This window comes from Hankyongella ginsenosidimutans, assembly GCF_005144965.1.
GTDB classification, from domain to species: domain Bacteria; phylum Pseudomonadota; class Alphaproteobacteria; order Sphingomonadales; family Sphingomonadaceae; genus Hankyongella; species Hankyongella ginsenosidimutans.
In genome coordinates this window covers 1,965,107-1,991,657 of the sequence record NZ_CP039704.1, presented here as the reverse complement: position 1 = coordinate 1,991,657, position 26,551 = coordinate 1,965,107, and the positions used below count along the sequence as shown (strand labels likewise).

Sequence of the window (26,551 nt, the reverse complement as noted above, 5' to 3'; positions counted from 1 at the left end):
GGAAAGAACCATGCCTAAAGGCCCAAATGGAGAGAAGCCCCCACCGATGCGATCGACTTGGCGGTGATGATTGGCAAGATCGCGACTGGCGAGATTGAGGACTAGCGCGAAGGCGCGTACAGTGCTGCCACCCAACTTGGGAAGCTTGCTGGTAAAGGCGCGTGGAGAACATGACGCCGGAGCCGCGCAAAGAGATCGCACAGAAGGCGGCGGCTAAGCGGTGGGTTAACGAGCAGGAAGAGACTTAACAGGGTCGAAGGGCAGTTGCAGCGTCGAACCAAACTTGGGGTAAAGCTGGTCTAGCTTCACCTTGAAGTCGTCCCAATCGGTTGACAGCTTCATGGCGACGATCACGCCTTCGAGAAGCCGCTTCATCTCCGGCTTTCCGTCATCGTCGGTCAGATATTGCGTCATTTTTGCGTCGCCTTGCCTTTAGCATTGCGACGGACCCGGCGTTGCAGCTCGGGCCGGACGCCCGGCGCTAGCCGATCATAAATGTCGTTGGTCCATTTTCCAATGACGCCCGGCCTTGCCGTTTTCGCCGGGTCGAACGGCCAACCGTTCAACCGATAAATCTGGCGGTAAAATTCTATATCGAACATCAACGCCCACTTCTGGGCATCTTTGCGAACATATTTCTCGATAATGCGATCGAGCGCGCGCCGCTTCTTTTGGTCTGCAAAGCCCGTAGCTTCATCAACCAGGTCCTCGATCGCGTGGTTCGTCAGTGCCTTGAGGAAGGTCCGTGCCGCTTCCCCGATATGGAGTTGGCCCTTGAGCAACTTCCCCGCCAACAAGGCATCCTGATAAACCCAGCACACTTCCGGCAACAGCGTCGCGGAGTAGCCGAACCCGATACCACCCGCACCGGCCGTAGGGTTTCGCGGCAAATATCGCACAGGAGTTGTTGATCGCACTAAGTCATCGGAAATAAAGGGTTTTAGGTTGCTTGCGCGCAGAAAAGGTGCTGTTTCGTCGATCGCTGATCCAGTGCCGCCCGACGCGAAAGGGTGACGCCCAATCGCCTTTAGAAATGCGTTCTGCGTCAAAACGCGCGTGTTGTGCTCATCGTCGAGCACAGCGCACGACAGAACAACGCTCCCGATTAACAGTTCGCCTTCTGCGATCGCTTTCGGCAGGTCTTTGTTGTGACGCGCCAACGCGGCCTTTCGCGCGATCGCGCTCCGTTCGCTCGGTGTGAGGCTTAGAGCGCGAGCTTCTCCGCCCATTGATTGAGGCAGCTTATCGGACACATCGAATCCTTGCTTGCTGAATTTCTACTGCAAGCATATGCTTGCTGAGTTATTTTTGCAAGCAGGGGTTCAAATGTCGGGTAGTGTCTCAGTTTGAACTCATGCCGCTCACTCAGAGCTCGACGAAGGGCTGAGCGGCTCGTGGTTCGTCCGGCTCACCACGAGCGAATTTTCAAACTGAGACACGACTGACGGTTTCCACCGATTTCCCGTGCGATTGCGCCTTTATTCCCCGAGATCGTGCGCCTGTTTCAGCACAGCAAACGGGTTTCGGCGTATCGCCTCCGCCTCCTCGTCGCTCACGAAGCGCCGCGCCTCGGCCACCGCGTCGCCGGACGCATGCGGATAGGGGTTCAGCGCGACGCCGAAGCACTGCGCGACCAGTTCGCCGAGGTCGATCTGTCCGCCGGCCAGCGGCTCGATGTCAAGGTCGTCCTCGCTGAGCTCAATCTCGGCATGCGGATCGTTCGCGGGCAAGCGGCGGTACAACGTATCGATCGCCTCCTCGATATCCTCGGGCACCGGCGCGCCGGAGAGGACGCAGGCCTGCACGGCATGGGCACGCAAGCGCCCGAAGACGCGTACATCCTCCCCTTCCGTGCGCACCGTCAGCTCCGCGTGCAACTCTGGCGGTTCCAGCAGGCCGAAGCGCTCGGCAAGCGCGGCCTGCTCGTCCGGAGTCGGCACCAGAGTCAGCGCCAGGCCGGCGGGCGAGAGTTCGTCGAGCTTGAGCACGGTCGTCAAGGCGTGGGTCATAGCCGTCCCTCCAGAAGGTCCTGCGTGGCGCATGCCGCAAGCCGCGCGCGCATCGCGGCGATCCAGCCGGCAACAGCCGCCTGCTGCTCCACCGCGGGCGGCGCACCGCGATAGAGGTTGCGCGCCAGCGCCTCGTTCAACGCCACCGGGTCGTCGGCGAGCAGCGCGGCACGATAGGCCAGATGCCGGCCGGAAAACGCCGCCGCCATGGCACGCACCTGCTTGCCGACGTTCATGTCGCCGACGCCGATCTCACGCAGCGTGCGGTCCATATCGTCGATCAGCCGCTCGACCAGCGCAGTCTGCCAGCCGGTACGCACCGGTTGCGGCAGGTCCTCAGCCGCATCGAGCCGCAGCGCAGCGAGCGAGACCGCCAGCGCCAGCGCATCGAAGCGGCCATCAAGCGTATCCGGCACGCCGCCATCCCGGAACAGCACGGGCTCGCGGGCCAGCGCAGTGCAGGCCGCATAGAGCGTTTCCGCCGGGCGCGGCGGCGGCGGCGGCGCTTTCAGGTGGCCCAGCATTCGGTGCAGCCAGCCCCGCCGCGGGGTCGGCTGGGCGAGACCTGGCTTGCAGCCTCGGCAGGACCTCGATAATCACGCATAGACGTGCTCCATAGCGCGCGCCGTGCGCCACGACCAGAGACAGCCGCAGGAACCTTCCGTGATATTCAAGCCTACGATCCTTGCCCTATCGATCCTGCTGCTGACGACGGCCGGCTGCACCCGCATCAAGGACGTCAAGGGCTATGTCGCCGACAACGAGTTGACCCAGGAGATCAAGCCCGGCGTCGACAACAAGCAGTCGGTCGCCAAGACCCTGGGCAACCCCTCCGTACAGTCCGACTTCAACGGCAACACCTGGTATTATGTTTCCGAGAAGACCAGCCAGCTCGCTTTCCTGTGGCCGAAGCCGACCAAACACGACGTCATCAAGGTCGATTTCGACGACAAGGGCAATGTGTCGGCGATCGGCCGGCTGGGCATCGACCAGGTGGTGAGGGTCAATCCCGCGGGCGGTGCCACGCCGACACGCGGGCGCCAGTTCGGCTTCTGGGAGCAACTGCTGGGCAGCATCGGCCGCTTCGGCGCCAGCCCGGAGGCACAGGGCGCGAAGAAAACTAGGGCGGCTGACCCCGGTTTTTGCGGCCCCATTCACCAACTATTCGGTTGGCAGCGCCGTACGAGGCTGATATAGCGCCCACCTGCCCCACGTCAGGGCAAGCCCGCACGGGACGGCATGGTCATTCCTCGGTAGCTCAGCGGTAGAGCATCCGACTGTTAATCGGACGGTCGCAGGTTCGAATCCTGCCCGGGGAGCCACCGTCCCGCCGCGGCGGTTCCGAACTCCACCTGTGTCAACGCACCCGGTCCGATACGCTCGAGTGCCAAAGGCAGGGCTGTCTGGCACATCCCTTTCTCTGGAGTTTGATCATTTCAGATTGGATCGATCTGAAACGATCAAGGTCTCGTTGATCTGTGATGGCCTTGGCTGTCCAGCACGCGCCGCTTGAAATGATGAATCGTCCACCAGATGCCAAGGACGATGATCGGAGTCAGAACGGCCGGGATCCAAGGCTTGGACAGCCTCGGGTCAATCACGGCAAGGCCTTCCAGAACATGCGCGACCAAACCCAGGGCATAATAGCTGAGGGCAAAGATGGAAAACCCTCGACCAATTGCTGCAGACGCAATTGCAGACCCGCGGAACTCTCCATCGATTTCAGTAGCTGCGCATTCTGATCTTCGATCCGAGTCTCTATGCGGGCGCGGAGCAGTGAAACGAAACGATGCGCACGCATCGAAAGCTGCGCCTCGCGCTCGACATGCGAGGCGCAAGTCCGTACCGCCGGCAGAAAGCGCCGCTGCGTGAAGTCGTTGAGGCTGGGATAGCCAGGAATCCGCTGGGGCTGCAAATCGATCAGGCGTTCCTCGACCAGGCGGGCATAGGCTGCGGTCGCGCTCATCCGAAAACTGGCGCCGGTCGATATCGCCATCAGGCTGAGCGAAAGCGCGGCTGCCCGCTCGAGCAGGCGCTCATCGCTGACATCCGGCAGCATGACGTCCTTCGACAGCGCGTCCAGATCCCGCTCGATCTGATCGAGCGCACCCCAGTTGGTTTGGGCGACCGGTAAACCGAGAAGCGCCAAATTCCGGTAATTTCCCAGTTCCTGCAAGCGCTGGATAAGCCGGGACAAATCCTCCGGTCAAACCATTGACCGCGATCAGCAGGCGACCGAAGCCATCGGGGCCGATCCGAAAGTCGGACCAGATTCTTGCTCGATCCTCTGGTTCGGCGCCTCCGGCATCACCGATGAGACAACTGACAAGATCGGAGTCCGCAAAATCGAGGCTGGGAAGCATGTTCTCAGCCGCGGCCACGCTGGGCAGGACCACGATCCGCGTTGCCCGGATCACGTCGCCGGGCAGGTCCACAGCCCAGATCAACGCCTGGACCAGCACGGGATCGGCCTGCAAGTCACGCATTGCCGCCGCTGGAGGATCGAACCGGAATAGCGTGATCGAGGTCGCTTCGCTGTGCCGTTCCCACACCAGATGAACCCCGTCGCCGGCCGTCCCGGAAAGGTGCCGGCCATTGTCCGAAGGCGCGAGTTCCCAGCCCGGCGGCAGCGCGGCGAGCGCCGTTTGCTCGCGTTCGTGATCGCTGGGCGAAGCAGCCCGCAAGATCTGCACGACAAGCGCCGGCGCGGACAGCGGTGGCCAACGGCGCAGATGCATCTCGCGGACAATCTCGCGACGGAGAGGATGCTCGCGTAGCGTCATCCCAGCCCGCGCACCATCGGACGCAGGCTCCGTCTGCACAGACTAAGCCTCGACGGTCTGGGATATCTGCTCGGATAGAAAATCGAGCCAGGCGGACATACCTTCGCCTGTCCGGGCGGAAACGGTGAGAATCCTGGCTTCGGGATTGACCGAGCCAATCGCCGCGCGACATGCCGCCTCATCGAATCCGACATGCGGCGCAAGGTCGATCTTGTTGATCAGAACGAGCCCTGCCGCACGAAACATGTGAGGGTATTTGAGCGGCTTGTCCTCGCCTTCCGGCGTCGAGATCACCGCCACCTTCATGCGCTCGCCAAGATCGAACATGGCCGGGCAGACGAGATTGCCGACATTTTCGATCATCAGGATCGAGCCCGGCGCGGGCGCGAGGTTCGCCGCTGCCCGCGCCACCATGTCGGCTTCGAGGTGGCAGCCGGCCCGTGTTGATCTGGATCGCGCGAGCACCTGCATCGCGAATGCGCGCGGCATCGTTGGCGGTCTGCTGATCGCCTTCGATCACGCTGATCGCAATCTTGCCCGCCAGCGCGCGGATCGTCGCCTCGAGCAGGGTCGTCTTGCCTGCGCCCGGCGAACTGACGAGATTGAGGGCGACGACGCCGCGCCCCTCGAACCAGCCGCGATTGCGCGCGGCCTGCAAGTCGTTCTTGGCCAGAACCGCCGTTTCGAGCGTTACGCGCTCCATGCCATGATGATCGTGGCTGTGGCCATGGTCATGATGATGGTGCTCATGATGGTGGTGGCCATGGTCGTGTGCGTGCTCATGATGGTGGTGGCCATGGTCGTGCGCGTGCTCATGATGATGATCGTGGCCGCCCGCAGGAGCGTCTTCACGCCAGTGTCTGGATCGAGCATGCTCACTTCATTGGCCGGGTCGGAACATCCGCAGGTGCCGCACATCAGACCATCTCCTCCATATCGAAATCCTTGATCACAAAGGCATCGCCCTCGCCGGGCAGGAATTCCAGCCGCGCGCCGGCCAGCACCGTCTGCTCGCTGACCACGTCGAAGCAGAAGCGGACCGCCTCTTCCTCGACGCAGGCGTGCGGCCCGACCACAAGCCGTACCCGCGAAACCCGCCGTCCACGGGCATGATCGCCAACGATGCCGACGATGTTCCGCGCAAGGCCAAGTTCGTGCATCAGGCGCCTCCCAAGCCACGGGCATATTCACCACGAGCGAATGCGCGCCTAATGTGATCGCAAAAGCGCAACTGCGGCGCTGAGCCCCTGATGGAGTCGCGTCGCGAAGCGCTCCGCCGCGCCGAGCGGCCATGAGGCGACGAGGCTGAGCGAGGCCATGCCCGCCATAGAACCGAGCCCGAACAGTAGCACATAGAAGCTTGCCAGCCACGGGTTAGGCACCGTGGCGACGGCAAGCACCACCAACGCGCTCGATCCAGCGGCGCCATGCACCAGCCCGACGAGCAGCGCCTTCATCGGCAGCGCCCGGCGACGGTGCGTGTGCTTGTGACGGCGCGCGTCGTGCGGCGTCTGCTCGCCCAGATGGCTGTGCGCATGGAAGTGGCGTTCACCATCGGCGTGCTGGTGGACATGGAAATGCACGCGCGCGCGGCGCATGCGCCAGAGCACTTCGCCACCCAAGAGCACCAGCATCACGCCGACGGCGCTTTCCATCGTCGCTGCCATGCGCTGCGTGAGCATCATGCCGAACAGGATCACCGCCGTGCAGATGACGAACAAAGTGATCGTGTGTCCCATTCCCCAGGCAGCGCCGCGCAGCACCAGTGCGCCGCGCGAACTCTTGCCGGTCGCCATCGAGCCGACCGCGGCGAGGTGGTCAGGTTCGAGCGCATGCCCCATTCCGGCGAGAAATCCGAGCGCGATCAGGGGAGCTGCATGGCCTCTTTTCCTTCAGCAGATGCGCGGAAGTTGTTCGCCGACCAGCATGTCGACGATTCGGCTGCCCCGAAATGGCTGCGCATGACCACGCGGGCATGGCGCGATTCGACCGCGCGGCCGATGATCGCCGCCTCCCGTCCAGCCGGTGTGGCGCGCATCGCGGCAAGCGCCGCCCGCGCTTCGCTTTCGGGAACGAACAGCACCAGGGCCCCTCATTGGCGAGGTATAGCGGGTCGAGCCCGAGCAGTTCGCACACGCCCTTCACTTCGGCCCGGAGCGGCAGCGTCGCCTCCTCGATCTCGATGCCGACGGCCGAGGCCTGTGCGATCTCATTGAGCGCCGAAGCCAAGCCGCCACGCGTCGCATCCCGCGCGCATCGCACACCAGGCGCTGCGGCGATCACCGCTTCCATCAAGTCGCCAAGCGGCCGGCAATCCGAGGCGATATCGGTTTCCAGCGCCATGTCGCCCCGCGCGGCCAGGATCGTGGCGCCATGATCGCCGAGCACGCCGTTGACGATCGCGACGTCGCCAGGCTGGACCCGCTCCGCCGAAAGCATACGGCCAGGCGGGATTACGCCGACCCCGGCGGTGGTGACGAACAACCGGTCTGCCGCGCCGCGCTCGACCACCTTGGTATCGCCGGTGACGATGCGCACACCCGCCTCATCCGCCGCGGCGCGCATCGAGGCGACCACACGCCGTAGCAGCGCGACTTCGCAGCCCTCCTCGATGATGAAGGCGGCCGAAAGCCACAACGGGCGGGCGCCGCCCACGGCCAGATCGTTGACCGTGCCGCACACCGCGATCCGTCCGATGTCGCCGCCGGGGAATTCGATCGGCTGGACCACGAAGCTGTCGGTGGTGAAGGCGAGCTGTGCGCCGGGCTCGGCCAGCAATGCCGATTGCAGCCGCGCCTGATCCTCCATACCGTCCGGCTGGAAGGTGGAGACGAATACATCCTCGATCAGATCGCGCATCGCCTTGCCGCCGCCGCCATGAGCGAGCGTGACGCGATCGGCGCGCAGACGCGCGACGCGCGGGGTAAGGGCAACCTGCTCGTTCATGGCACCTGCTCCAGTTCGACGCCGCCGTATTGATAATAGGCGGCGCAGGCTCCTTCGGACGAGACCATCAGCGCGCCCATCGGCGTTTCGGGCGTGCAGGCGCGACCAAACAGCTTGCACTGCCAGGGCTTGATCGCACCTTTCAGCACTTCGCCGCACTGGCAGGCCTTGGGATCGGGAATGCTGGGCGAGGCGACCGCGAACTTGCGTTCGGCATCCCACGCGGCATAGCGTTCGCGGACGCGCACGCCCGAATGATCGATCGAGCCGAGGCCGCGCCATTCAAAGAACTCGCGCAGTTCGAACACCTCGGTCACCGCCGAAAGCGAGGCTGGATTGCCTTTCTCAGGCACAATCCGGGCATACTGGTTCTCGATCTCGGCGCGGCCCTCGGCGATCTGCCTCAGCACCATCCAGACCGAATGCAGCACATCGAGCGGCTCGAAGCCCGCGACCACCAGCGGGCGGTGGTAATCACGCGCGATGAAGTCATAGGGCTCGGTGCCAATGACCATCGAGACATGGCCGGGGCCCAGGAAGCCGTCGATCCGCATGTCGGGCGAATCGAGGATCGCCTTGATCGTGGGGATGATGGTGATGTGATTGCAGAACAGCGAGAAATTGCGGATGCCCTCCGCCTGGGCCTGGAGGATCGTCAGCGCGGTGGATGGCATGGTGGTCTCGAAGCCGAGGCCGAAGAACACCACTTCGCGTGCAGGATTGGCGCGCGCGAGTGCGAGCGCATCAAGTGGCGAATAAACCATGCGCACGTCGGCGCCAGCGGCTTTGGCGCCGAGCAGGCTCACCCTTGAACCGGGCACGCGCATGGCATCGCCGAACGTGGTGAAGATCACCTCGGGCCGTTCGGCAAGCGCGACGCAATCGTCGACCCGTCCCATCGGCAGCACGCAGACCGGGCAACCGGGACCATGCGCGAATTCGATTGACCGAGGCAGCATCTTCTCGATGCCGTAGCGGAAGATCGAATGGGTGTGGCCGCCGCAGACCTCCATGATGACGATCGTCCGGTCCCGATCGCGCATGATCGTTTCCGCCAACCCCTCGATCTCGCGCAGCAGGTAGCCGGCGCGAACCGGATCGCGGAATTCATCGACGAACCTCATGGCCGCGCCCCATCTTTGCCGAGCGGGCGGCGGTCGGCTGCAAGCAGAGTATGCGTCAAGTCCCAGAGGATGTGGTAGGCGGCAAGGTGGCATTCCTGCACCCGGTGGATCGAGCTTGTCGGCACGGTCAGCAGATGGTCGAGCCCCATGATGGCCATCTCGCCGCCGTCGCCGCCAGCAAAGCCAAGCGTCGCGATGCCCATCTCACGCGCCTTGGCGAAAGCGCGCAGCAGGTTCACCGAATTGCCGCTGGTCGAGAAGCCGACGAGGCAATCGCCGCGCCGGCCATGCGCGATGAGCGGGCGCACGAAGATATGCTCCTGCCCGACGTCGTTACCCACCGCCGTCATCATCGCCACGTCGGCGGCAAGGTTGATCGCGCTCAGTGCGGGACGCCCGGCGGTGACGGGATGGAGAAATTCGACCGTGACATGCGCCGCGTCGCAGCTCGATCCGCCATTGCCCATCGCCAGCAGGCGGCCGCCGCTGCGATAGGAGGCTGCAAGCGCCTGCGCCATCGCCACCAGCACTTCGGCCTGTTCGGCGAAGCAGCGCGCGAAGACGTCCTGATGATCGCGCGCCTTGGCGCGCACCGAATGGAGCAGGTTCTCGACCGGTTCGGCGCGCGCCTCGCCGGGCGGGCGCATGTGCGGGTAGAGCGCGCTCAGCGATGGTGAAGGGCCACTCATTGTCTTACCATCGCGCCGCGCCGCGCGCCGCATCGCCCTGACGCATGGCATCCAGTTCCTGCTGCGCTTCGCCCAGTTCGGTGAGCACGCGCAGCGTCTCAGCCGCCTGCTCCTCGTCGATCACGCTCATCGCGAAGCCGACGTGGATCAGCACCCACGCGCCAAGCAGATCTTCGGCGGTACCATCGCCGATCACGCAGGCGAGATTGACCGGCCGGCGCACCCCGGAAACATCGGCGATCGCCAGCTTACGAACCGGATCGGTAAGTTCAACGATCCGCCCCGGAATACCCAGGCACATGACAATCTCCCAATGATTCTCGTTGTTGTTGTTGTGATTGCAACGCGGCCAGCGCCACCGTCGCCTGACCGAGCGCCAGGCCGCCATCGTTGGCGGGCACCGCCGAGTGGCTGAGCACCTTGAGGCCCATCGCTTCCAGCCCGTCATGGATCAGTGCGAACAGGGTCGCGTTCTGGAAGCAGCCGCCGCTCAGCGCCACGGTGTCGGGTCCGCCCTCACCGCTCAGACGGTGCGTCATCGCGAGCACCGCGCGCGCCAAACCCCGATGAAAGCGCGCGGCGATGACGCCGACCGGCGTTTCGAGCAGCAGGTCGCCCAGCATCGCGCGCCACACCGCCAGCGGCTCGATATAGGGCAGGCCCTTGCCGCCTAGCAGCGGGATGGCAAAGGGATAGGCCAGATCGTCGGGCTCGGACATCGCCGCCGGATCGATCGCTGCTTCGAGCAGCATCGCCGCCTGCCCTTCGTAATCCTGCCGGTCCCAGGCGAGCCCGACAATCGCCGCCGCCGCATCGAACAGCCGACCGCAGGAGGACGACCGTGGCGAATTGACACCCTTCGCCATCATCGCGTCGAGCGCCGCGCGCGGCATGACGGAAAGGCGCTCAAACAGGGGCAGATCAGCGAAGTTCATCGCGAATTCGGCCCACCCCATCTGCGCCATCAGATGGGCATAAGCATTGCGCCAGGGCTCGCGCACCGCCGCCGTGCCACCGGGCAGGGCGACCGGCTTGAACAGCCCAGCGCGCCGATAGCCACGATAGTCGCAGACGAGAAACTCACCGCCCCAGACCGTGCCGTCATCGCCCATGCCAAGGCCGTCGAGCACGATGCCAAGCACCGGCGGCGCATCAAGCGCCCGGCCGTTCTCCGCCATGCAGGCAGCCACATGGGCATGGTGATGCTGCACGGCGATAACCGGCGCGCCATGCGCGATCTCGTGGCCATGTTTCGTCGAGAGGTAATCGGGATGGGCATCGACGGCGATAACTTCGGGCTGGTGATCGTAGAGTTGGGTATAGAGCGCGAGGTTGCGGCGCACGTCGTCTGCGGTCGCGGCGTCCTCCAGATCGCCCATGTGCTGGCTGAGCACCGCCTGTCCGCCGCGCACCAGGCAGAAGCAGTTCTTGAGCTCCGCGCCCATCGCCAGCAATTGCGTCTCGCGCGAGAAGCCGTGCGGCAGCTCGAGCGCACGTGGCGCATAACCGCGCGCGCGGCGCAGCAGACGCACACGGCCCAGGTCGAACCGGGCGACACTATCGTCGATCCGATTGGCGATCGGCCGGTCATGCATCAGCGCGAACCCGGCAATTCCCGCCAGTTCCCGGCGCGCCTCTTCATTATCCGTGCATTGCGGACGGCCCGAGAGGTTGCCCGAGGTCATCACCACCGGGCGCGCCATGCGGCGCAGAACGAGGTGGTGGAGGGGTGTACGGCAACATGAAACCGATCCGATCGAGCCCAGGCGCCACCGCGTCAGGCAGTGCCTCACCCGAAGCGCGCAGCAAAACGATCGGCGCTTCGGGCGAGGCGAGCAGCGCTGCCTCTTCATCAGAAACCTGCGCGTACTTGCGGATCACCTCGATGTCGCGCGCCATAAGCGCGAAAGCCTTGCCGCGCCGCGCCTTGCGCGCGCGCAGTGTCTCGACCACGTCGGCCCGGGTGGCATCACAGGCGAGGTGGAAACCACCCAGCCCCTTGATCGCGACGATATGCCCGTTCTTGAGCATGCCTCCCGCCGCATCGACATCGTCCAGCATCGAAAAAGCCTCGTGCTGAACCGTGCCGCCGCCCAGATGCTCGATCCAGGCGCGCGGACCGCAGGCATGGCAGGCAATCGGCTGGGCGTGGAAGCGGCGGTCGGCGGGGTCGGCATATTCCGCGCCGCATTCCCCGCAGATCGCGAAACCGCGCATCGTGGTGCGCGCACGGTCGTAAGGCCCGCTTTCGATGATCGAGAAACGCGGGCCGCAATTGGTGCAATTGGCGAAGGGGTAACGATAGCGCCGCGCGAACGGATCGCGGATTTCCTCGTGGCAGTCTGCGCAGATCGCTGCGTCCGGCGTCACCGCGCCGTGCATGCCCTCGCCAGCCGAAGCGGCAATGCTGAAATCCGATGGCGGCGCTGCCACGATCGGCCGGCGCTCCACCGCGTCGATCCGCGCCAGCGCCGGCAGCGCCGCGCGCAGCGCCTTTTCGAAACCGTCGGAGCCCGCACCCCAGACACGGATCTCAACACCCTCGCTGGTGTTACGCACATCGCCGGTTAGGCCGAGTTCGTTGGCGAGTCGCCAGACTGTGGGCCGGAAGCCCACGCCCTGCACCTGGCCGCGCACGATCAGTCGCTCGCCGATCACCGCGCCAACTCCCACAACAGTACGCGGTTGTTCCCACTGTCCGCGATTCCGACCAGATTGTCCCGCGTCGATAGGCCATAGGGCCAGCACACGCTGTCGCGCTCGGCGACCCCAGCGGTTGTCGCCCTTCGAGGCGAAGTCGGGCTGGCACGACAGCCACCGCGCATCGCTTGCCGTTGCCCCGTTGCTCCAGCCCAGCAGGCGTGAATTGGCGGTGTCGGCCACGATCAGGCGCTCCCCGGCGGCGGCGAGCGCGTAAGGCATGTTCACCGCCTGCGCGCTGGGGTAGTAGGATGACATGTTGTGATCGCAGCGCGTCATGTTCGCTTGGCCGAGCACGGCATCACACGGCGCGCCCGCCCGATCGGGGAAGCCGTCCCACACCATGATCCGGTTGTTGCCGCTATCGGCTATGGCCAGATGACCGCACCACCATGTCGCGCCGTGCGGCCAGCGCATTGAAAGCGCCGAAACCTCACCCCTGCATTCTCATCGCGACAATCGAAGCTGCGCTGGCCCAGCACGAGATCGGCGGGTTGCCCGGTCGCGGTAGGATCATTCCAGACCAGCACACGGCGGTTGCCACTGTCACAGACCACAAGCCGCCCGGAAATTTCCGCGACGCCGTAAGGCCAGTGGAGGCTGGCGGCATCGGGATGATCGCGTCCGCGATTGGCCAGCACGGCGCACCCCGAAAGCTGCCCGAGCACCAGGTCAGCGGGCTGGCCGCTACGCGTGGGGACATCATGCCAGATCAGCACGCGGTGGTTCCAGGCGTCGGCGACCGCCAAACCACCACGCCACGCGCATACTCCAGTCGGCACGTTGAGCGTGGCCGGCCCGGCGGCCCTTTGGCATTGCGCCCCTCGTGATCGAACCCTGGCTGGCCGATCAGGATTTCTGCCGGCGCATTGTCATTTTCGGGCGTCTTGCGCCAGCCGAGCAGGCGGTGATGGCCGGTGTCCGATATCCAGAGCGAACCATCGGCGTGCAGGCAAACGCCACGCGGCCCGAACAGGCTCGTGGCACCGGGAGCAAGCGGCCCGGCCAGATCGCCTTCCGTCCAGCCGAGAACCACACGAGGCCCACCGGCGCCAGCAGCGGCAAGCCGGGCTGGACCGTGCCCTCCCGCTTGACCGGGCGGAAGGAAGGAGGGGCGAGCGTGGCCGCCATCAGGTCAGCCTCAATTCTATATTGTCACCGCGCACGCGCACCGCGTGCGGCTGTAGCTGGACCTCCGGCGCGGTCAGGCACTCACCTGTTTCGAGTGCGTAGCGAAACCGTGGTGTGGGCAGGTAATGATGCCATCGACCATGTCGCCATGATCCATCGGCATGCCGAGATGCGCGCAGGCATTCTCGAAGCAGGTGACCGTATCGCCGAAACGGGACAGCAGCAGCGAATGGCCGTCCAGCTCGATGATCCGCGTTGCGCCATCGGGAAGATCGGCCAGTCTGCTCGCGCGGGTCCAGCCTTCCTTTTCGTGAACCGCGAATGGCGAGGTGAAGTGGACCGCATCGCCGCCCCCACCAAGGCCTTTCGCCTGCTTGACCTCGCGGATTTCGGGAACCTGCTCGGTGATCGCCTTCTTGACGCCGGCATAGAATGTCAGCGCCGAAGCCGGGCACCCATCGCAGGCGCCAAGGAAGCGGACCACGGCGCGCTCGCCCGTGACTTCGACCAGTTCCGCGTCGCCGCCGTGACCCGCAAGGGTTGGGCGCACCGTCGCCAGTGCCGCCTCCACCCGCTCGAACAGGCTGGCTTTCAGGATGCCGTGCCGCCGGAGCACGCAATAGACCACTTCGTCCGTTGCGGCATCGCGCAGCGCCTCGGCGGCGCCAGGCAGGTCCCGCAGGGATCGGATCAGCCGGCGGAAGGCTTCGGCATTGAGTGCGTCTATTGCCGTAGCCCGGGCCTGCGCACCGCTGCGTTCGGCCTCGCCCCAGTTCTCGGCCAGCGCCTCTAGCGAGGCGAGCTCTCCCAGCAGCCGGGAAAGCGATGGCTCAAGTCTTTGGGGTCGGCCTCGGACATGGCGTCAGGCGTACTTGATGTTTCGGTAGAGCCAGGGCTGAACGCCACCGCCCACAAACCCGCCAGCGATACCCGCCGCCCAGACCGGCAGCACCAATCCCACCGCCACCGTCACCGCCGCGGCAATCAGCGCGCCAAGCAACAGCAGGCGGATGGCCAGCCCCGTGTCCCTAAACAGCTTGCCCTGAAAGAATAGCTTGGCCGAGCCCATCACCGTTTCGAACATGACCGCTCCCTCAGATGCATTGCAGGATAGCGAGACCGGCCAGCACACCGGCAGTGCCGGCCAGCACGCCATAGAGCGCGCCCATGAGTGCGGCGAGTTCCTTGCCAAGGGCCGCGCTGCCGATGCGGATACCGAGACGGCGCCGCCGCAAAGCGCGGCGACGATTCCAGCATTAGCGCCAGAACCAACAGGGTAGGCTGCAAGTCATGTCTCCTTCTTCACTGTCAAAAGCCACCATTGGCGCGCGCGGGTTCGCCGCGCACTGTCATTCCAGCTCAAGGATCGCCTCGGCCACGCCCGCTGCGCGGTCGGCCGCGCCGGCCTCGGCAAAGATCGCACGCGCCTCGCGATAGAGCTTGAGCGCCTGTGCGAGGTGGCGGGGTTGCCGGCATCGCCGTCCTCTGGATCGTCGGGCAGGTTGCTCAGGCAATTGGCCTTGTTGGCGATGGTGTTGGCATATTCGATAGGGCTGTTGCGCCGGTCGCGCACCTTGAGCGCCTCATCATAGGCTTGAAGCGCACGAAAACCGTTTTCGACGCGATGACTGGAAGAGGCGTATTGCAGCGCATTGCCAAGGTTGTTCTGCAGCATTGCGTACTCGACCGGATGGTCGATCAGATTGACCGCAGAGAGGCCCTCCTCGAAAGATTGCACCGCCAACGCTTCGCTCAACTTACCCGCGTCGCTGGCCATCGGCACCGAGAGGAACGCGGTCGCGAGATTGCTGTGCAGGATTGCGTATTCGCGTGGATGGGACAGCTTGCTGAAAGTGCGCAGAGCGCGCTGATAAGCGCCGATCGCGTCCTGGATTCGCGCACGCCCGATCCCGGCAAGCGATTGGAGGACGAGCCCGAGATTCATTTCGGCTTCCGCCAGTTCTTCGGCTGCACCAAGACCGCCAAGGGGAGGCAGCGCGCGTCGCAGCATTTCGCGTGCCTCGTCAAGCGGGGTTGGGTCATCGGTCGGCACCGCCATCAGGGCAGTCGCCATCCGCGCCTGGATCCTGGCGAGCAGCAGCGCATCGCCTTCGCCGCAAAGCTCGGCGGCCTCGCGGTATAGATCGACGGCAGCCAGTATATCCTGCGCCTGCTTCGGCTTGTGTTGCAGGCCCATGGCGATTTCCATGAGCATTTCGGCTTTTCGGCCGTGCTCGCGCTGCTTTCTTCCACAACGCGCCGCGGCGGCCACTTGATCGACTGTCCGACTGAGCGCCGTCATCCGCCCGCTTCTCCCAAGGCTGGTCCCGTACCTTCGAGACTCGCGCATCGTTTTCAGAAGTAGAGCGCCCTCCAGAAGGGCTGTCTACATATTTTTTATATGCAAACTATGTTATCAGCGCCTCGGGTATCTCCACGAGTAGAGCGGCATCCTCGGCCGACCAGCGGGCTGGCAAGGCAAAAGCTTCCCAATTGCCCAGACCCCGGCTTTCGAAGACGTCGAACGCGGCGGCGACCCTGTCGCCCGCAGCATTGCGCTGCTTGAGCAGGCACCCTCCGGCGGCCGCATGATGGATCGGCAGGATGCGCAGCACCGCGCCATCGATCAGGACGGCTACGGCATCAACCCCGGAGAAATAGGTACGCGCCACCAGCGCTGGGACATGCACGGCGCCACGCACGACATCGATTGTGCCGGACATCCGGGGCTATCTCGTGTCTGCGACGGCGAGACGCGCGGCGATCCGTTCGGCTACCAGGTCGGCGGCCTTGGCAACGGATGCGGACAGGCCGGTTGCATAATCGAGTGAGCCCGCCTCGATCAGATAGACCTCGACCATCTTGGGGAACGTTTCGCGATAGATCTTGCGCCCGACGAAGAGTGCATGATCCCAGCGGAAAGCATGGAGCCCGACGCCGTGCGTCGGCTCGGCTTCAAGCGCATCGCCCGGCACCTCGAAGACCGCACCGGGCGCGCCCTCCGGTTCGCGCGCATCGATGATGATCAGGCGCTGTGCGCCGCGCGCCCGGTACATCACGGCCATGCCGTCCGTGCCGGCATCAAACAGTCCGACATTTTCCGGCAGCCCCATTCGCGCCAGCCTGGCGATCACCGCAGGACCGGCACCGTCATCGCCGCGCAGTGGATTGCCGCAGCCGATGACCGCCACTGCTGGTCCGCTCATATCCGCCAGAGCCGGCACGACCATTCCGGATCAACCGGCAGCATCAGCTCGGGCAGCTCACAGAAGCGGCGGTTGACCAGATAGTACATGCAGGTCTCGCAGGGCTGCTCGAGGCCGTCGGCGGTGATCACGTGATCGGTGAAACCAGCGATCGCCAATTTGGCGCGTAGATCGGTTCCCTCGGTTCGCAGACGCTGGACGATCGTGTTGACATCCTCTGATGTCTCCGCGCGCGGCCAGACTTCGGTCGCCAGCCCTTCACGCAGCATGGCCGCGATATTTTTGCGCAGCATGGCTTCATCCTCTAGGGTGGAAGTCATTCCTCTTCCTCCTTCAGATGCGCCAGAGTCGGCACCACCATTCGGGCTCAGCGGGCAGGCTGAGCTCTGGCAGGTCGCACCAGCGCCGATGGACGAGATAATACATACATTCCTGGCAGCGCATCTCGTCCGGACCATGGGGCCGCAGCAGCCAGCCGGAGATCACCAGTTTGGCGCGCAGATCGTCGGGATCGAGTTCACGCAGCTCATCGAGAATGGCCGAAAACTGACGATCGGTTTCTGGAAAGGGCGCAACCTTGGTTACCAGCCCCTCGTTTAGATAGTCTTCGATCATTCGCAGCAACAGGGCATGGTCCGCTTCGGACGGCAGCACGCCATAACTTGAAAGCAGCCGTTCGCGCTCGTGCGCATTCTCCTTGTCATCGCCATCCTTCGGCACCGACCTCTCCCTTACCGATTCTCCCTCGCTGGACGAGCCGGAGGGTGCGCCGCCGCACCCTCCGGTCAGTTCCGCGCCGCCGTCAGGCAGTGCGGAATCGCGCCAGCTCGGTGCCGGTCTTTGCATCGTGGGCATGGACGGTGCAGACAAGGCAACTGTCGTACGAACGGCAGACATGGCCGACTTCGACAGGATCGGAAGGATTGGCGATAGGGGTGCCGATCAGCGCTTCCTCGATCGGTCCGCGTTCGCCGTCACTCGCACGCGGCCCGACGTTCCACGTGGTCGGGGCGATGATCTGGTAGTTGAAGATCTTGCCGCCACGCACGTCGATCCAGTGGCACAACGCGCCACGGATCGCTTCGGTCGCGCCCCAGCCCTGCCCGTCTTTTCGGTGGGCTTGATGTACCACTCATCATTGAGACGGAACTCGCGCAGGATGCGCTCCGCCTCGCGATAGAGTTTGCACAGCTCGTGCATGCGCGCGAAATGCCGCAGGTAGATCGAGGCGCCGCCCATCTTGCGATACATGTCGAGCAGCAGGGGTCGCTATGCTGCCAGGCCTCGCCGTGCGGACCGCCGGCGATGAGCTGGCGGGCAAGCGGCCCGGCCTCCAGACGGCCATTCTCGACATGGCGCACCGCGGTCGACCAACTGTACTTGCCGTCCGTGTCGATCACGTTCTTCGGCACCGGATTGGTTGTGCGGTTGAACGGATGGACCTCGCCGCCTTCATTGTACCAGGCGTGGAGCGTATCCTCGCGGGTGTTGATCTGGTCCATCAGCTTGAACGTGTCGCTGGCGCCGTCATAGACTCCAGACTTCATGATGACGGCGGCGTTGCGCCCCGCGATCGTCGGCTTGTTGTACTTGTCCTCGTGCGGCAGGTAGCCCCAGCTCACGAACTTGCCATGGCCCTTGCCGTACTTGTCGAGGCCGATATCGAGCGACATGCGGATGTACATGCCAAGGTCGGAATTGGCATGCTCGGGCCGCTCGTCGAGCCAGACCATGAGGTCGTCGTAGCTCCTGATCTGCTCGTAGCGCTCCATCGAGCAGCCGAACCACAACGGCTCGATCCAGTTCCGGCGGAAGTGTTCGAGGATCGACCAGGCGCGGGTGACGTCGGTCAGCGTCGGTGCGCACATCACGCCGCCCGGCACCATGAACGAGGAATGCGGCCATTGCCCGCCGAGCAGCGCATAGATTTCGACCGGACGGCCGGAGATGGTGACGCCCGCTTCATAGGATGTGCCGGTGAAAGGTGAATAACGCTTCACCGCCTCTTCGTAGAACGCCGACTTCGCATAGTTCTGGTTGGTGAAGTCGATCATGAACAGGCCATAATGATGGCGCGGCAGCGACTGGATCGACTCCACGAGCTGGCCAAGATTGCGCGCGAGGATTGCGTTGCGCGGCACGGTCGTGCTCCAGGCGGTGTCGAGCGCCCAGGCCGCGCAGGTCAGATGCGAGGCGCCGCAAATGCCGCAAGCGCGTGGCGTGACAACCAGCCCCGCCTGCGGATCCTTGTTCTTGAGGATCAGTTCGAAGCCGCGGAACATCTCCGCTTGGGTCCATGCATTGGTGACGACACCGTCTTCGATGTCGACCCGCACGTCGAGGTCACCCTCGACGCGGCCGACGGGTGAAATGTCGAGTGTTTGTGTAGCAGCCATGTGAATTCTCCGGGAATGTCTCGATCAAGTGCCAAAGACGTGAATGGGCTCAGACGACGAAGATGTCGGCTTCGGCCCAGGCGGGAACCGCCCCTTGGCCGCCGCAGTGAGCTTGACGTAGCCGGTCCGGTCGACGCCCAGCGGCAGATCCTGGGCACGCCCATCACCGTCTGCGTCTTGAACACCGTGCCGGGTTCGAGGTCGAAGAAGGGAATTCGGGCTCGGTACAGCCCAGGCAAGGCATGCCGGCGCGGGTCTTGGACGAGACGCGGTTCCACAGGATGCGGTTGCAGGGGCTGTGCGTCATCGGCCCGCGACATCCCAGATCATAATAAAGGCAACCCTTGCGCTGGCCGAACGCGGTCGTGGAAACCTTGTAGGCGAAGTGCATGTTGCGGGTGCATCCGGTCTGGGTGAAGCTGGAAAAGAAGGTTTTGGGCCGCTGGAACTCATCGAGCGTCAGATCTCCGGCGCGGCCGGTGGCGACGGCGACAAGAATCTGCGTTACCCAGTCGGGATGGGCGGGACAGCCAGGAATATTGATGACCGGCAGCCCCGCTTTCGAGGTGAAGCCCGCACCCAGCGCGCCGCCCTTCTGGCGCTTGAGGAATTGCAGGCCAACACTATCCGAGGGGTTGGGCGCGGTCGCGGGTATGCCGCCCCAGGTCGCGCAGTCGCCGATGGCGACGACGAACTGGGCGACCGCCGAAAGCTCCGCCACCCAATCCTTCATCGGACGGCCGCAGAAGCGGTTCCATTGACCCGTACCGTCCGGCGCGTTGATGACGGTGCCCTCGAACACGAATATGTCGAGCGGAATTTCGCCCGAAAGGCACTTCTCGAGGATCACCTTGACGTTGTCGCCCAATTCGAGACCCAGCGAAGGCTGCCATAATACGTTGATGCCGAAATCGGTCACCAGGTCGCATGCGCTCGGTTCCTCGGCGTTGAGGAACGACATGGTGTTGCCGGAGCAGGCCCCACCCTGGAGCCACAACAGATTTGCCATAATCCACTCCCAAGGCTCCCCGCCGGGGCATCCGGGCGAGGCAGGGCTTCTTGGCCCGTGCAAGTCCTTAAGCAAGGGCCGTGCCGATAGTGAATTAGACGATATTACAAGATATTATCATCATGCCCGCTGTGCCGAGGCCATCAACTGCAAAGCAACTATTCAGCCAGGCCGCTAAAGCAAGTTTACACCTTGGCGCGTGCGCAGAGCGACGCCTCATCCATGCCGGTTGCCGCATTTGGGGCATTCGACTTCGCCAAAGCTGCTGAACCAGATGCCGCGGCAGCGACTGCACCAGTGGCCGTGCGCGTTCATCCGCCCCGAGCCGAACGCCCGGGTCATCGGCGTGGCGCCCAGTTCGCGCGGCGGCTCGCGCCCGCCCAGCGGCATGCGCGAGAAAGGGAACCTGACGATCCGGTCGTTGTCCTCGCCCATCAGCATCCCGTCCTCATCGTCGGCGCGTCTTCACCCGTCGTGCAAGCCATAGCGCCTGATCTTGTTGGCCAACCCCACGCGTGAAAGGCCCAGCGCATCGGCGGCGCGGCTCTGGTTCCAGCGGAAGCGTTCCAGCGTGGCCGTGACGACCCGCTGCTCCAGGCGCTCGACCATGTCCTTCAATGTTCCACCCTCGGCCGCCGCGTCGCTTTGCGGCTCTTCCCGCACGACCACCCGCTCGAAGACCTCGGACAAATTGCGTTCCGAAATGTAGCTGCCATTTGCGGCCAGCGCCACGGCACGGCGGATTTCGGTTTCGAGTTCACGGATATTGCCGGGATAGCGATAGGCCTGCAACCGCGCGAGCGCGGCGCGGGTGACGCCGATGACGCGGCGGCCGACGACGCCGGCATATTTCTCGATGAAGAAATCGGTGAGGACCGGAATGTCCTCCGGGCGGTTGCGTAGTGGAGGGATGTGGAGTGCGAAGCCTTTCAGGCGGTAATAGAGGTCGCGGCGGAACTCTCCACGTTCGACCATCTGATCGAGCGGACGGTTCGACGCGGCGATGATGCGGACATTGGCGTGATAGACCTTGTCCGACCCCATCGGCTTGACTTCGCCTTCCTGCAGAAAGCGCAGGAGGCTGACCTGAAAGCTGGGGAGACATCCGAAATCTCGTCGAGAAACACGGTGCCGCCATCGGCCGCGCGGAACAGCCCCAGCCGATCGGTCGTCGCACCGGTGAACGCGCCGCGCACGTGGCCGAACAGCTCCGAATGCAGCGTGGCGTCGAGCATTCCGCCACAATTCTGGACATGCATGGGCGAATCAACGCGCGACGAGTTGAAATGGATCGCGCGCGCCAGCAGCTCCTTGCCGGTGCCGGTCTCGCCGTGGATCAGGACGGGCAGGTTGGTCGCCGCCGCCTGCCGCGCCTCCGCGACCAGTTCGGCCATCTTGGCGCTGGCATAGACCAGCTTTTCGAACTGCGAATAGCCGCCCTTGACCGACATGTCGTGGCGTTCGTCGAATATCTGGTCGTCGACCGAAATCTTGAGCTCGCGTGAAAGCAACCGGTGCCGGCGCGACAATTCGTTCATCTCTAGGCCGCGCTTGGCGACGAGCGCGATCTGATCGGCCTGTAGCGGCTTAAACATGTAAAGATAAGCCGCCGAGCGCCGGGCGACTTCGCTGCCGCTGATCCCGCCATGCGGCGACGCGACCACGATGCGGCAGACGCCCGGATGCGAAACGCGGCAACGCGTGAGGATATTGTCGGCGGCGTCGGCGACGTCGTCGATATCGTAGAGCACGAGGTGAACCGCGACTTCATTGAGCCGCTGCAAGCCGCTCGCCTCGTCAGCGGCGATCAGCACCCGATAGTCGGCCTTTTCCTTCAGCGCCGCGCGCACCGCAGCGATCAATTCACCGTCGCGCGAAACGACAAGAACGGTGTGGTCGCCGGACATCTCGCTCCTCTCGACGTGCCGCGGGATTGCAGAATCCGCTTCTGTGTAGCACTCGGGGTATTGTAAGCAAGATTTCCATTTCGCGCAGTTTATTATCAGCCCCGGCGCACGTTTCGTCGACCGAGCAACAGGGGCGGATCGAGCGCAGCAAGGTCGTCGAGCACCAAAGGACCAAATCATCTGGCGACGAGCACGGTATTTACGTCGCCCTCTGGCGTCTTCCCGGATACCTGCGGGTAAGTCGAAATTATTCCCACTCGATTATTTCCTGCACCCATAGCGCATTGAAATTCCACGCTAAAAAGTTTTCGTTTTCTCGCGATACCGTCAGCTAAGCCGTCAAAAACACCGGCTACTGAAAATGCTGGATTTTTCGGCCGGATTCGAAAAACAAACCTTTCGCCGTCTATCGTTGAACACGGCGACGAGGCACCTGCGAATTATCATCAGACTGACCTCGTCGTCTGTACGCTACACTACGACGCACCTTCTTCGAGCCTCGCTGTCTATACCGTCATCGTTGCCCAGAAACATCCTTAGAGCAGTTCGAGCCACATTCAATTATGCCATCTCGACCTGCAGGGCGCGGCTTGGGTTTAGCGCTATCGTCTCCACTCACGGCGCACGCGCCCGCTGCGCGCAATTCAGGAGCATATGCTTCGAGGACCGGGATGGACGGCGTGACCGCTTCGGCCCGACGCTTGGCAACGTGCTTCGCCGCATCGTGGACAAGGGCAAGCTTGCGCCGGTCCTTGTCCACGCATGCCAGAATTTGGTCGTCGGTGGCAGCGTCGATCTGTTCGGGCTCACAGAGCTGCGCGGCCGCCAAGCGGCAATAGTCGCCCCGCAGCAAATCAGATCCGACGAACTGGGCGAGGTCGACGGCGGGGCTGGGCACGCCATAGGTCAACCGGATCGCCAGACGTCTCACACGGTCACCGAGATCGAGCGTCGGGTGCAGGATTTCAGCGACGCGAGCCGCGACGGGCATCAGATCGCAAGTCCGCGCTGCGACCGCCCGTATCGGGCCGGCGGCGCCGCCAAACGCCCCGCCGAACTGCGTCAGCACGCGCTCGATCTCGCTCATGGCGCGACCAGACACGAACAAGAGACAAGCGACCGCCTTCTTCGCACGCAGCGTCGCCTGATGATCGTCTGTGGTCCCCGATGAAGCGCGTTCAGGACGTGCCACGGCACATTTTGCCTCCGCAGCTCGTTGGGCCATAGCTGGGGTTCTTTCTGCGTGCTTTTCCGGTTGATCGGAAAGAGGAGTTGATCGACCTCGACCGTCGTTTGGGCTGCGGCAATCAGGACGGGATCGTTGATGTCCTGGGGCTGGAGCGATCCGAGGCAATCTACAAGCGCGACGATGGACCCGACCTCGGCCGCGCTCTCGCCAGCGAGACGGCCCAGCTTGGTTAGCTCATACGCGCCCGTGGTGTTCTTCTGCACCAGGCCGTGGCGTTCCAAATCCGCCAGCGCCGAAAGCAGGTCCGGCCGGCTCCACTGCCACGCGCTGTGGGCGCGCCGGGCCTGGAACGCGCCGAAGCTCGATTCCAGAAACTCGACAATCTCCTCGCTCGGCACGCCTTCGCCGGCCGCTCGTCGCGCCGCGACCAGGACGCGGATAATTAGGGAGCGCGGGTCGGTCGTACCGTCGAGGAAGCGGGACACCAAGTCTTCCGGCTCCGCGGTCACATAGCGCGACCACAGATCATGCTCGGCGCGCGGATCAAGCGCCAGCAGATACGAAGCCCCTTCTCGGCGAAGCCGAGCCTTCCCGCGCGGCCGACGAGGTTCTTGTATTCGGCCACCGAATAGGGCTCGTCGCCGGTATGATTCAAGCCGGCGATGACGACCGATGATGCGGGCGTGTTCACGCCCATCGCAAGCGTTGTCGTGGCTGCGATTACGCGCAGGCCCGAGCCGCTACGGCGAAATTCTTCCTCGATGACGCGCCGCTCTTCGCGGTCGAGATCCGAGTTGTGGAAAGCGACGCCGCGCCCCAGCGCGCTCCGCAAGTCGGCGCTGGCCTGCGAGGGATCGCCGCCGGGCATCTGCGTCACCGCCTCGGCAGCCGGAGGCAATCCGAGCGACTCTGCGAGATAGTTGGCGCAGCCGCGCGCTTCGCCCTTGGTTTCGCGAAACACGATCACCTGCTGGCCTTCGGCGACCAGCTTGCGCACCAGCGGGATGATCCAATCCTGGCTGGATCCTTTGCCGCCGACAAGACGCCGAACGAGCGGCCCCTCAACCCACTCATTGCCATTCTCCGGGTCAAGGAAGCGGAAATGCCCGGTGCCGAGCAACAAGCCCTCCGCAAGCGGAACGGGCCGCTCCGTGCGCCGCAAGAGCCGCGCGCCGAGCCATTGCTCGAGGCCGTTCGTATCCCCGATCACCGCCGAAAGCGCAATCAATTGGGGCTCGATCCCTCACGCCGGCGCATCCGGATGAGCGTCAGAATGAACTCAAGGTTCGCGCCGCGGCCACGGTCGGCGATCATCTGCGCTTCGTCGATCAGGATCACGCCGACCTGCGCCAGTACATGAGGGAATGTCAGCGCGATCGCGGCGAACTTCTCATAGGTCAGGAGACCGACATCGTATTGGCCCCGCAGCAGAGGCGCGATGTCGTCCGTCTCGCCCGTCGCTTCCACCGTGCGGACCCCGAAACCGCCATAGACGCTCTCGAAGTGCCGCCGCTTGTCCGCCACGAGAGCCTTGAGCGGCAACAGAAACAACGCCCGTTTGCGATCCAGCACGTTCCGGAGCGCCGCGAGCTCGCCCACCATCGTCTTGCCCGAGGATGTCGGGGCCGACACCACCAGGTTCTCGCCGTCCAGCACGCCGAAGTCGGTGATGGCGGCGATCTGAAGCGCATTCAAGGACGGGATCGCTCCAGCCCAGGCGGTGACAAGCGCGTCGGGGAAACCGGCCGACGAGAGGCTGGCAAGATCGGACGTCACCTTGGCAGGCAGACGCGCCGGGAAAGCCGCCCGATACTTCGCGCCCGGCACGAACACGGGCCACTCGACATCGCCGTCGATGCTCCCGCGCATGGTCGGGTTCTGCTCTTTGCCGCCCTGCAGCGCGGCCGCCCTGACGCGGCTCGTAACATGCTCGAGGAGGCGGTAGAGTGAGAGCTTGCCGCCGCTCACGACTTCCTCGGCGCCACATAGCGCCTCCAGCAGAAAGTGGGTCAGAAAGCCGTGCCCGAATCGGCGGTGCTCATAGGCGGGCTCGGTTGCCGCGGAGGCGGTGAAGATGATCCGGCCGGCGCCGCCAAGCTGAGCCAAGCGCGCCTCGGCGGACAAAGGCTGCGCGGCTTCGCATCGACGTGCAGAACCTTCGCGCCAATGCCGCCGGAAAAACAACAGTCGAGGAACAGGATCAGGCGCTTCGCCGGTATCCGCGAGAACCATTCCTGCAACAGCTCGAGCGGGATCGCAGAGCCGGCGAGATCATCGGGATCGCGTCGTGGGTGACGAGCTCATGCGTCTCCGACCCATGGCCGGAGAACGCGATCACCACCGTATCCTCGGGGCCGCAGCCGGCCAGGTCGCCAAATGCGTCCTCAATCCGCTGCCGCGTGGCCTCCGCATCTGCCAGCAACACGGTGCTGCCGCCCAGCGTGTCGAAGAACAGTGCCTCCAGCGCCGTCGCGTCGCGACGCGCGCAGGTCAGCTCATCAATGCCGGTCGAGCTATAACGGTCGATGCCGATGAACAGGCCGCGAAACGGCATGAGGCACCACGCTACGCCCGAACGACGCCGACGGAGAACGCGGCTCGTGGCTTCTCAGCCTTCTCCAGCACGACCGGCGCGAACGTGTCTTTCCGCGCGACCTGCTTGTTGCCCACCTTCTCGAACCAGACACACCAGACGGCATCCTCCTCCAGCATGGCCGTCTTCCCGACCTGCTCGACCGTCATGATCGGCCCGCCTGACTTCACCCGCACAAGATCGCCGGGCTTGAATTCGGTAACATCCATTCTCCGCGCTCCTTCTCGATGCCTATCTGTCCTCGCCAGGCACCGGAGAAGGTCGCAAGAAGCCCGCTCACGTCTCCACCACCATGGGTGGAGGCACGCACGTGCTAGGAGATCGCCCCATGCCCAACGTCAATATATGGTGTGCCGATCCTTCCTTGAACAAGGATTTCACCGAAGATCGTGTAAGCCCCTGAATAAATGTTCTTAATTTGTTTCTTAGGGCTGCGCTGTGTTCCGAAGCGCGATAGGCCCGACGGCAACCCGCCGTCGGGCCTATCGTCACTATCCGCCAGATAGCCAACGCCAGGCGCGGCGCCAGAAGCCGGGAGCCGCCTTGACGGGAGCTGGCTGCACGGCAGGTTCGGTCGCTGGCGTCTGCCCGTAGAAGCGCGCTTTGGCGGCGCGATCACGACGACGCTCGGCTTCAACCTGCTCGTCACTCCAGGGGCCGGCCTCGATCACCTTGCCGCGGTCGATCACATAGTGTGACCGGCATTTCAGCGTCCAATTGCCGATCGACGGCCGCAGCGAGATGGTCTCGCCATCGAACGTCATCTTCCAGTCCGTCGGCGTGAAGGGGCGACGACCTCCTCGCCGCAACCACAGCAGCAGCTATGGGCCGATGTGGCATAGTCCATCGACACATAGAGGACGCCCGGC

Annotated in this window: 35 protein-coding genes, 1 tRNA gene and 5 pseudogenes; 2 read left to right on the top strand and 39 right to left on the bottom strand. The window is 64.2% G+C overall.

Annotated features, from left to right (window positions below; translation table 11 throughout):
• Positions 1–225: 225 nt before the first annotated feature.
• The 4 genes from E6W36_RS11675 to E6W36_RS11660 all read right to left on the bottom strand — a co-directional run bounded on the left by E6W36_RS11675 (position 226) and on the right by E6W36_RS11660 (position 2,533).
• Entirely contained in the window at positions 226–414 is a 189-nt protein-coding gene (locus tag E6W36_RS11675) for a hypothetical protein (RefSeq protein WP_222872686.1), read from the bottom strand.
• Positions 411–1,253, bottom strand: a complete 843-nt coding sequence (locus tag E6W36_RS11670) for a P63C domain-containing protein (protein ID WP_222872685.1) — start codon at positions 1,251–1,253, stop codon at positions 411–413. Before E6W36_RS11670 ends, E6W36_RS11675 begins: the two co-directional genes overlap by 4 nt.
• Before the next feature lie 225 nt (positions 1,254–1,478).
• Positions 1,479–1,997 carry a YceD family protein gene (locus E6W36_RS11665; RefSeq protein WP_222872684.1) on the bottom strand — a complete coding sequence of 173 codons (519 nt, stop codon included), beginning with the start codon at positions 1,995–1,997 and terminating at the stop codon, positions 1,479–1,481.
• A gap of 8 nt (positions 1,998–2,005) precedes the next feature.
• Positions 2,006–2,533 (bottom strand): ubiquinol-cytochrome C chaperone family protein, encoded by a 528-nt coding sequence (locus E6W36_RS11660; RefSeq protein ID WP_222872683.1) that lies wholly within the window; start codon positions 2,531–2,533, stop codon positions 2,006–2,008.
• Positions 2,534–2,672: 139 nt separating this feature from the next.
• On the opposite strand from E6W36_RS11660, the gene E6W36_RS11655 reads away from it, so the two are divergent.
• Complete coding sequence (locus E6W36_RS11655; protein ID WP_222872682.1) at positions 2,673–3,206, top strand: outer membrane protein assembly factor BamE; 534 nt, start codon at positions 2,673–2,675, stop codon at positions 3,204–3,206.
• A 50-nt stretch (positions 3,207–3,256) separates the two neighbouring features.
• A tRNA-Asn gene (locus tag E6W36_RS11650) sits at positions 3,257–3,331 on the top strand.
• 138 nt (positions 3,332–3,469) lie between these two features.
• Here E6W36_RS11650 and E6W36_RS20805 read toward each other — a convergent pair.
• The 35 genes and pseudogenes from E6W36_RS20805 to E6W36_RS11500 form a co-directional block, all read right to left on the bottom strand.
• Positions 3,470–4,158 (bottom strand): annotated as a pseudogene (locus E6W36_RS20805) (DUF3422 family protein).
• Positions 4,046–4,747, bottom strand: a complete 702-nt coding sequence (locus tag E6W36_RS20800) for a DUF3422 family protein (RefSeq protein WP_281277543.1) — start codon at positions 4,745–4,747, stop codon at positions 4,046–4,048. The pseudogene E6W36_RS20805 and the gene E6W36_RS20800 overlap by 113 nt, the downstream one beginning before the upstream one ends.
• An 87-nt stretch (positions 4,748–4,834) precedes the next feature.
• Entirely contained in the window at positions 4,835–5,281 is a 447-nt protein-coding gene (hypB, locus tag E6W36_RS11640; protein WP_484103589.1) for a hydrogenase nickel incorporation protein HypB, read from the bottom strand.
• Between the two features lie 201 nt (positions 5,282–5,482).
• Complete coding sequence (locus E6W36_RS19130) at positions 5,483–5,710, bottom strand: hypothetical protein (RefSeq protein WP_246047633.1); 228 nt, start codon at positions 5,708–5,710, stop codon at positions 5,483–5,485.
• Positions 5,710–5,952 carry a hydrogenase/urease maturation nickel metallochaperone HypA gene (locus E6W36_RS11635; RefSeq protein ID WP_222874477.1) on the bottom strand — a complete coding sequence of 81 codons (243 nt, stop codon included), beginning with the start codon at positions 5,950–5,952 and terminating at the stop codon, positions 5,710–5,712. Before E6W36_RS11635 ends, E6W36_RS19130 begins: the two co-directional genes overlap by 1 nt.
• Before the next feature lie 48 nt (positions 5,953–6,000).
• Positions 6,001–6,633, bottom strand: a complete 633-nt coding sequence (locus E6W36_RS11630) for a high frequency lysogenization protein HflD (RefSeq protein ID WP_246047631.1) — start codon at positions 6,631–6,633, stop codon at positions 6,001–6,003.
• On the bottom strand, positions 6,611–7,738 hold the full coding sequence (gene hypE, locus E6W36_RS11625; RefSeq protein ID WP_246047629.1) for a hydrogenase expression/formation protein HypE: 1,128 nt from the start codon (positions 7,736–7,738) through the stop codon (positions 6,611–6,613). Before hypE ends, E6W36_RS11630 begins: the two co-directional genes overlap by 23 nt.
• Positions 7,735–8,862, bottom strand: a complete 1,128-nt coding sequence (gene hypD, locus E6W36_RS11620) for a hydrogenase formation protein HypD (RefSeq protein ID WP_222872681.1) — start codon at positions 8,860–8,862, stop codon at positions 7,735–7,737. Before hypD ends, hypE begins: the two co-directional genes overlap by 4 nt.
• Entirely contained in the window at positions 8,859–9,551 is a 693-nt protein-coding gene (locus E6W36_RS11615) for a D-sedoheptulose-7-phosphate isomerase (protein WP_246047627.1), read from the bottom strand. The genes hypD and E6W36_RS11615 overlap by 4 nt, the downstream gene beginning before the upstream one ends.
• A 4-nt stretch (positions 9,552–9,555) precedes the next feature.
• Positions 9,556–9,852, bottom strand: coding sequence for a HypC/HybG/HupF family hydrogenase formation chaperone (locus E6W36_RS11610; protein ID WP_222872680.1), 297 nt, complete (start codon positions 9,850–9,852; stop codon positions 9,556–9,558).
• Positions 9,821–11,728, bottom strand: a pseudogene (gene hypF / locus E6W36_RS22180) (carbamoyltransferase HypF); the annotation flags it as partial. The pseudogene hypF and the gene E6W36_RS11610, both read right to left, overlap by 32 nt.
• Before the next feature lie 121 nt (positions 11,729–11,849).
• Positions 11,850–12,473, bottom strand: a pseudogene (locus E6W36_RS22175) (acylphosphatase); the annotation flags it as partial.
• 146 nt (positions 12,474–12,619) lie between these two features.
• Entirely contained in the window at positions 12,620–13,033 is a 414-nt protein-coding gene (locus E6W36_RS19115) for an NHL repeat-containing protein (RefSeq protein WP_246047625.1), read from the bottom strand.
• A complete protein-coding gene (locus E6W36_RS19110) occupies positions 12,964–13,287 on the bottom strand; it encodes a hypothetical protein (RefSeq protein ID WP_246047623.1) in 324 nt (107 codons plus the stop codon). Before E6W36_RS19110 ends, E6W36_RS19115 begins: the two co-directional genes overlap by 70 nt.
• 168 nt (positions 13,288–13,455) lie before the next feature.
• Positions 13,456–14,010, bottom strand: a complete 555-nt coding sequence (locus E6W36_RS11595) for a NifU family protein (protein WP_246047621.1) — start codon at positions 14,008–14,010, stop codon at positions 13,456–13,458.
• A gap of 234 nt (positions 14,011–14,244) precedes the next feature.
• A complete protein-coding gene (locus E6W36_RS11590) occupies positions 14,245–14,466 on the bottom strand; it encodes a hypothetical protein (protein WP_222872679.1) in 222 nt (73 codons plus the stop codon).
• A 10-nt stretch (positions 14,467–14,476) separates the two neighbouring features.
• The gene (locus E6W36_RS11585) at positions 14,477–14,617 is read right to left on the bottom strand and encodes a hypothetical protein (RefSeq protein ID WP_222874539.1); all 141 of its coding nucleotides are present in this window, start codon (positions 14,615–14,617) and stop codon (positions 14,477–14,479) included.
• Between the two features lie 53 nt (positions 14,618–14,670).
• Positions 14,671–15,597, bottom strand: a complete 927-nt coding sequence (locus E6W36_RS11580; RefSeq protein ID WP_246047619.1) for a tetratricopeptide repeat protein — start codon at positions 15,595–15,597, stop codon at positions 14,671–14,673.
• Positions 15,598–15,790: 193 nt separating this feature from the next.
• Complete coding sequence (locus E6W36_RS11575) at positions 15,791–16,105, bottom strand: hypothetical protein (RefSeq protein WP_222872678.1); 315 nt, start codon at positions 16,103–16,105, stop codon at positions 15,791–15,793.
• A 6-nt stretch (positions 16,106–16,111) separates the two neighbouring features.
• A complete protein-coding gene (locus E6W36_RS11570) occupies positions 16,112–16,588 on the bottom strand; it encodes a hydrogenase maturation protease (protein WP_246047618.1) in 477 nt (158 codons plus the stop codon).
• The gene (locus E6W36_RS11565; protein WP_246047613.1) at positions 16,585–16,881 is read right to left on the bottom strand and encodes a hypothetical protein; all 297 of its coding nucleotides are present in this window, start codon (positions 16,879–16,881) and stop codon (positions 16,585–16,587) included. The genes E6W36_RS11570 and E6W36_RS11565 overlap by 4 nt, the downstream gene beginning before the upstream one ends.
• A 40-nt stretch (positions 16,882–16,921) precedes the next feature.
• Complete coding sequence (locus E6W36_RS11560; RefSeq protein ID WP_222872676.1) at positions 16,922–17,308, bottom strand: hypothetical protein; 387 nt, start codon at positions 17,306–17,308, stop codon at positions 16,922–16,924.
• A gap of 82 nt (positions 17,309–17,390) precedes the next feature.
• Positions 17,391–17,654: a nickel-dependent hydrogenase large subunit gene (locus tag E6W36_RS20795; protein WP_281277314.1), complete on the bottom strand. Its 264-nt coding sequence runs from the start codon at positions 17,652–17,654 to the stop codon at positions 17,391–17,393.
• Positions 17,563–18,984, bottom strand: a complete 1,422-nt coding sequence (locus E6W36_RS11550; protein ID WP_222872675.1) for a nickel-dependent hydrogenase large subunit — start codon at positions 18,982–18,984, stop codon at positions 17,563–17,565. The genes E6W36_RS20795 and E6W36_RS11550 overlap by 92 nt, the downstream gene beginning before the upstream one ends.
• Before the next feature lie 163 nt (positions 18,985–19,147).
• Positions 19,148–19,993 carry an NADH-quinone oxidoreductase subunit B family protein gene (locus E6W36_RS11545; protein WP_246047611.1) on the bottom strand — a complete coding sequence of 282 codons (846 nt, stop codon included), beginning with the start codon at positions 19,991–19,993 and terminating at the stop codon, positions 19,148–19,150.
• 216 nt (positions 19,994–20,209) lie between these two features.
• Complete coding sequence (locus E6W36_RS11540) at positions 20,210–20,434, bottom strand: hypothetical protein (protein WP_222872674.1); 225 nt, start codon at positions 20,432–20,434, stop codon at positions 20,210–20,212.
• A 24-nt stretch (positions 20,435–20,458) separates the two neighbouring features.
• Complete coding sequence (locus E6W36_RS19105) at positions 20,459–20,968, bottom strand: AAA-type ATPase lid domain-containing protein (RefSeq protein WP_246048326.1); 510 nt, start codon at positions 20,966–20,968, stop codon at positions 20,459–20,461.
• Positions 20,969–21,387 (bottom strand): annotated as a pseudogene (locus E6W36_RS19100) (sigma-54 factor interaction domain-containing protein); the annotation flags it as partial.
• A gap of 1,027 nt (positions 21,388–22,414) precedes the next feature.
• Positions 22,415–22,987 (bottom strand): hypothetical protein, encoded by a 573-nt coding sequence (locus E6W36_RS11530; RefSeq protein WP_222872673.1) that lies wholly within the window; start codon positions 22,985–22,987, stop codon positions 22,415–22,417.
• Positions 22,984–23,598, bottom strand: coding sequence for a hypothetical protein (locus E6W36_RS11525; RefSeq protein ID WP_222872672.1), 615 nt, complete (start codon positions 23,596–23,598; stop codon positions 22,984–22,986). Before E6W36_RS11525 ends, E6W36_RS11530 begins: the two co-directional genes overlap by 4 nt.
• Positions 23,595–24,317: a helicase-related protein gene (locus E6W36_RS11520; RefSeq protein ID WP_222872671.1), complete on the bottom strand. Its 723-nt coding sequence runs from the start codon at positions 24,315–24,317 to the stop codon at positions 23,595–23,597. Before E6W36_RS11520 ends, E6W36_RS11525 begins: the two co-directional genes overlap by 4 nt.
• Positions 24,314–25,213, bottom strand: coding sequence for a DEAD/DEAH box helicase (locus tag E6W36_RS11515; RefSeq protein ID WP_222872670.1), 900 nt, complete (start codon positions 25,211–25,213; stop codon positions 24,314–24,316). The genes E6W36_RS11520 and E6W36_RS11515 overlap by 4 nt, the downstream gene beginning before the upstream one ends.
• A gap of 76 nt (positions 25,214–25,289) precedes the next feature.
• Positions 25,290–25,643: a caspase family protein gene (locus E6W36_RS11510; RefSeq protein ID WP_222872669.1), complete on the bottom strand. Its 354-nt coding sequence runs from the start codon at positions 25,641–25,643 to the stop codon at positions 25,290–25,292.
• A gap of 11 nt (positions 25,644–25,654) precedes the next feature.
• Positions 25,655–25,891, bottom strand: a complete 237-nt coding sequence (locus E6W36_RS11505; RefSeq protein WP_222872668.1) for a DUF2158 domain-containing protein — start codon at positions 25,889–25,891, stop codon at positions 25,655–25,657.
• A gap of 282 nt (positions 25,892–26,173) precedes the next feature.
• Positions 26,174–26,529: pseudogene (locus E6W36_RS11500) on the bottom strand (ubiquitination-like system serine protease family protein).
• Positions 26,530–26,551 lie beyond the last annotated feature (22 nt).

Bases quoted from the DNA above. Each gene is read 5' to 3' on its own strand.
- E6W36_RS11675 (WP_222872686.1), bottom strand. From the start codon at position 414: ATGACGCAATATCTGACCGACGATGACGGAAAGCCGGAGATGAAGCGG.
- E6W36_RS11660 (WP_222872683.1), bottom strand. From the start codon at position 2,533: ATGCTGGGCCACCTGAAAGCGCCGCCGCCGCCGCCGCGCCCGGCGGAA.
- E6W36_RS20800 (WP_281277543.1), bottom strand. From the start codon at position 4,747: ATGCATCTGCGCCGTTGGCCACCGCTGTCCGCGCCGGCGCTTGTCGTG.
- hypB (WP_484103589.1), bottom strand. From the start codon at position 5,281: ATGCCGCGCGCATTCGCGATGCAGGTGCTCGCGCGATCCAGATCAACA.
- E6W36_RS19130 (WP_246047633.1), bottom strand. From the start codon at position 5,710: ATGTGCGGCACCTGCGGATGTTCCGACCCGGCCAATGAAGTGAGCATG.
- E6W36_RS11635 (WP_222874477.1), bottom strand. From the start codon at position 5,952: ATGCACGAACTTGGCCTTGCGCGGAACATCGTCGGCATCGTTGGCGAT.
- E6W36_RS11630 (WP_246047631.1), bottom strand. From the start codon at position 6,633: ATGGGGCATGCGCTCGAACCTGACCACCTCGCCGCGGTCGGCTCGATG.
- hypE (WP_246047629.1), bottom strand. From the start codon at position 7,738: ATGAACGAGCAGGTTGCCCTTACCCCGCGCGTCGCGCGTCTGCGCGCC.
- hypD (WP_222872681.1), bottom strand. From the start codon at position 8,862: ATGAGGTTCGTCGATGAATTCCGCGATCCGGTTCGCGCCGGCTACCTG.
- E6W36_RS11615 (WP_246047627.1), bottom strand. From the start codon at position 9,551: ATGAGTGGCCCTTCACCATCGCTGAGCGCGCTCTACCCGCACATGCGC.
- E6W36_RS11610 (WP_222872680.1), bottom strand. From the start codon at position 9,852: ATGTGCCTGGGTATTCCGGGGCGGATCGTTGAACTTACCGATCCGGTT.
- E6W36_RS11590 (WP_222872679.1), bottom strand. From the start codon at position 14,466: ATGTTCGAAACGGTGATGGGCTCGGCCAAGCTATTCTTTCAGGGCAAG.
- E6W36_RS11580 (WP_246047619.1), bottom strand. From the start codon at position 15,597: ATGCTCATGGAAATCGCCATGGGCCTGCAACACAAGCCGAAGCAGGCG.
- E6W36_RS11575 (WP_222872678.1), bottom strand. From the start codon at position 16,105: ATGTCCGGCACAATCGATGTCGTGCGTGGCGCCGTGCATGTCCCAGCG.
- E6W36_RS11570 (WP_246047618.1), bottom strand. From the start codon at position 16,588: ATGAGCGGACCAGCAGTGGCGGTCATCGGCTGCGGCAATCCACTGCGC.
- E6W36_RS11565 (WP_246047613.1), bottom strand. From the start codon at position 16,881: ATGCTGCGCAAAAATATCGCGGCCATGCTGCGTGAAGGGCTGGCGACC.
- E6W36_RS11550 (WP_222872675.1), bottom strand. From the start codon at position 18,984: ATGGCTGCTACACAAACACTCGACATTTCACCCGTCGGCCGCGTCGAG.
- E6W36_RS11545 (WP_246047611.1), bottom strand. From the start codon at position 19,993: ATGGCAAATCTGTTGTGGCTCCAGGGTGGGGCCTGCTCCGGCAACACC.
- E6W36_RS11540 (WP_222872674.1), bottom strand. From the start codon at position 20,434: ATGCTGATGGGCGAGGACAACGACCGGATCGTCAGGTTCCCTTTCTCG.
- E6W36_RS19105 (WP_246048326.1), bottom strand. From the start codon at position 20,968: ATGGTCGAACGTGGAGAGTTCCGCCGCGACCTCTATTACCGCCTGAAA.
- E6W36_RS11530 (WP_222872673.1), bottom strand. From the start codon at position 22,987: ATGAGCGAGATCGAGCGCGTGCTGACGCAGTTCGGCGGGGCGTTTGGC.
- E6W36_RS11510 (WP_222872669.1), bottom strand. From the start codon at position 25,643: ATGCCGTTTCGCGGCCTGTTCATCGGCATCGACCGTTATAGCTCGACC.
- E6W36_RS11505 (WP_222872668.1), bottom strand. From the start codon at position 25,891: ATGGATGTTACCGAATTCAAGCCCGGCGATCTTGTGCGGGTGAAGTCA.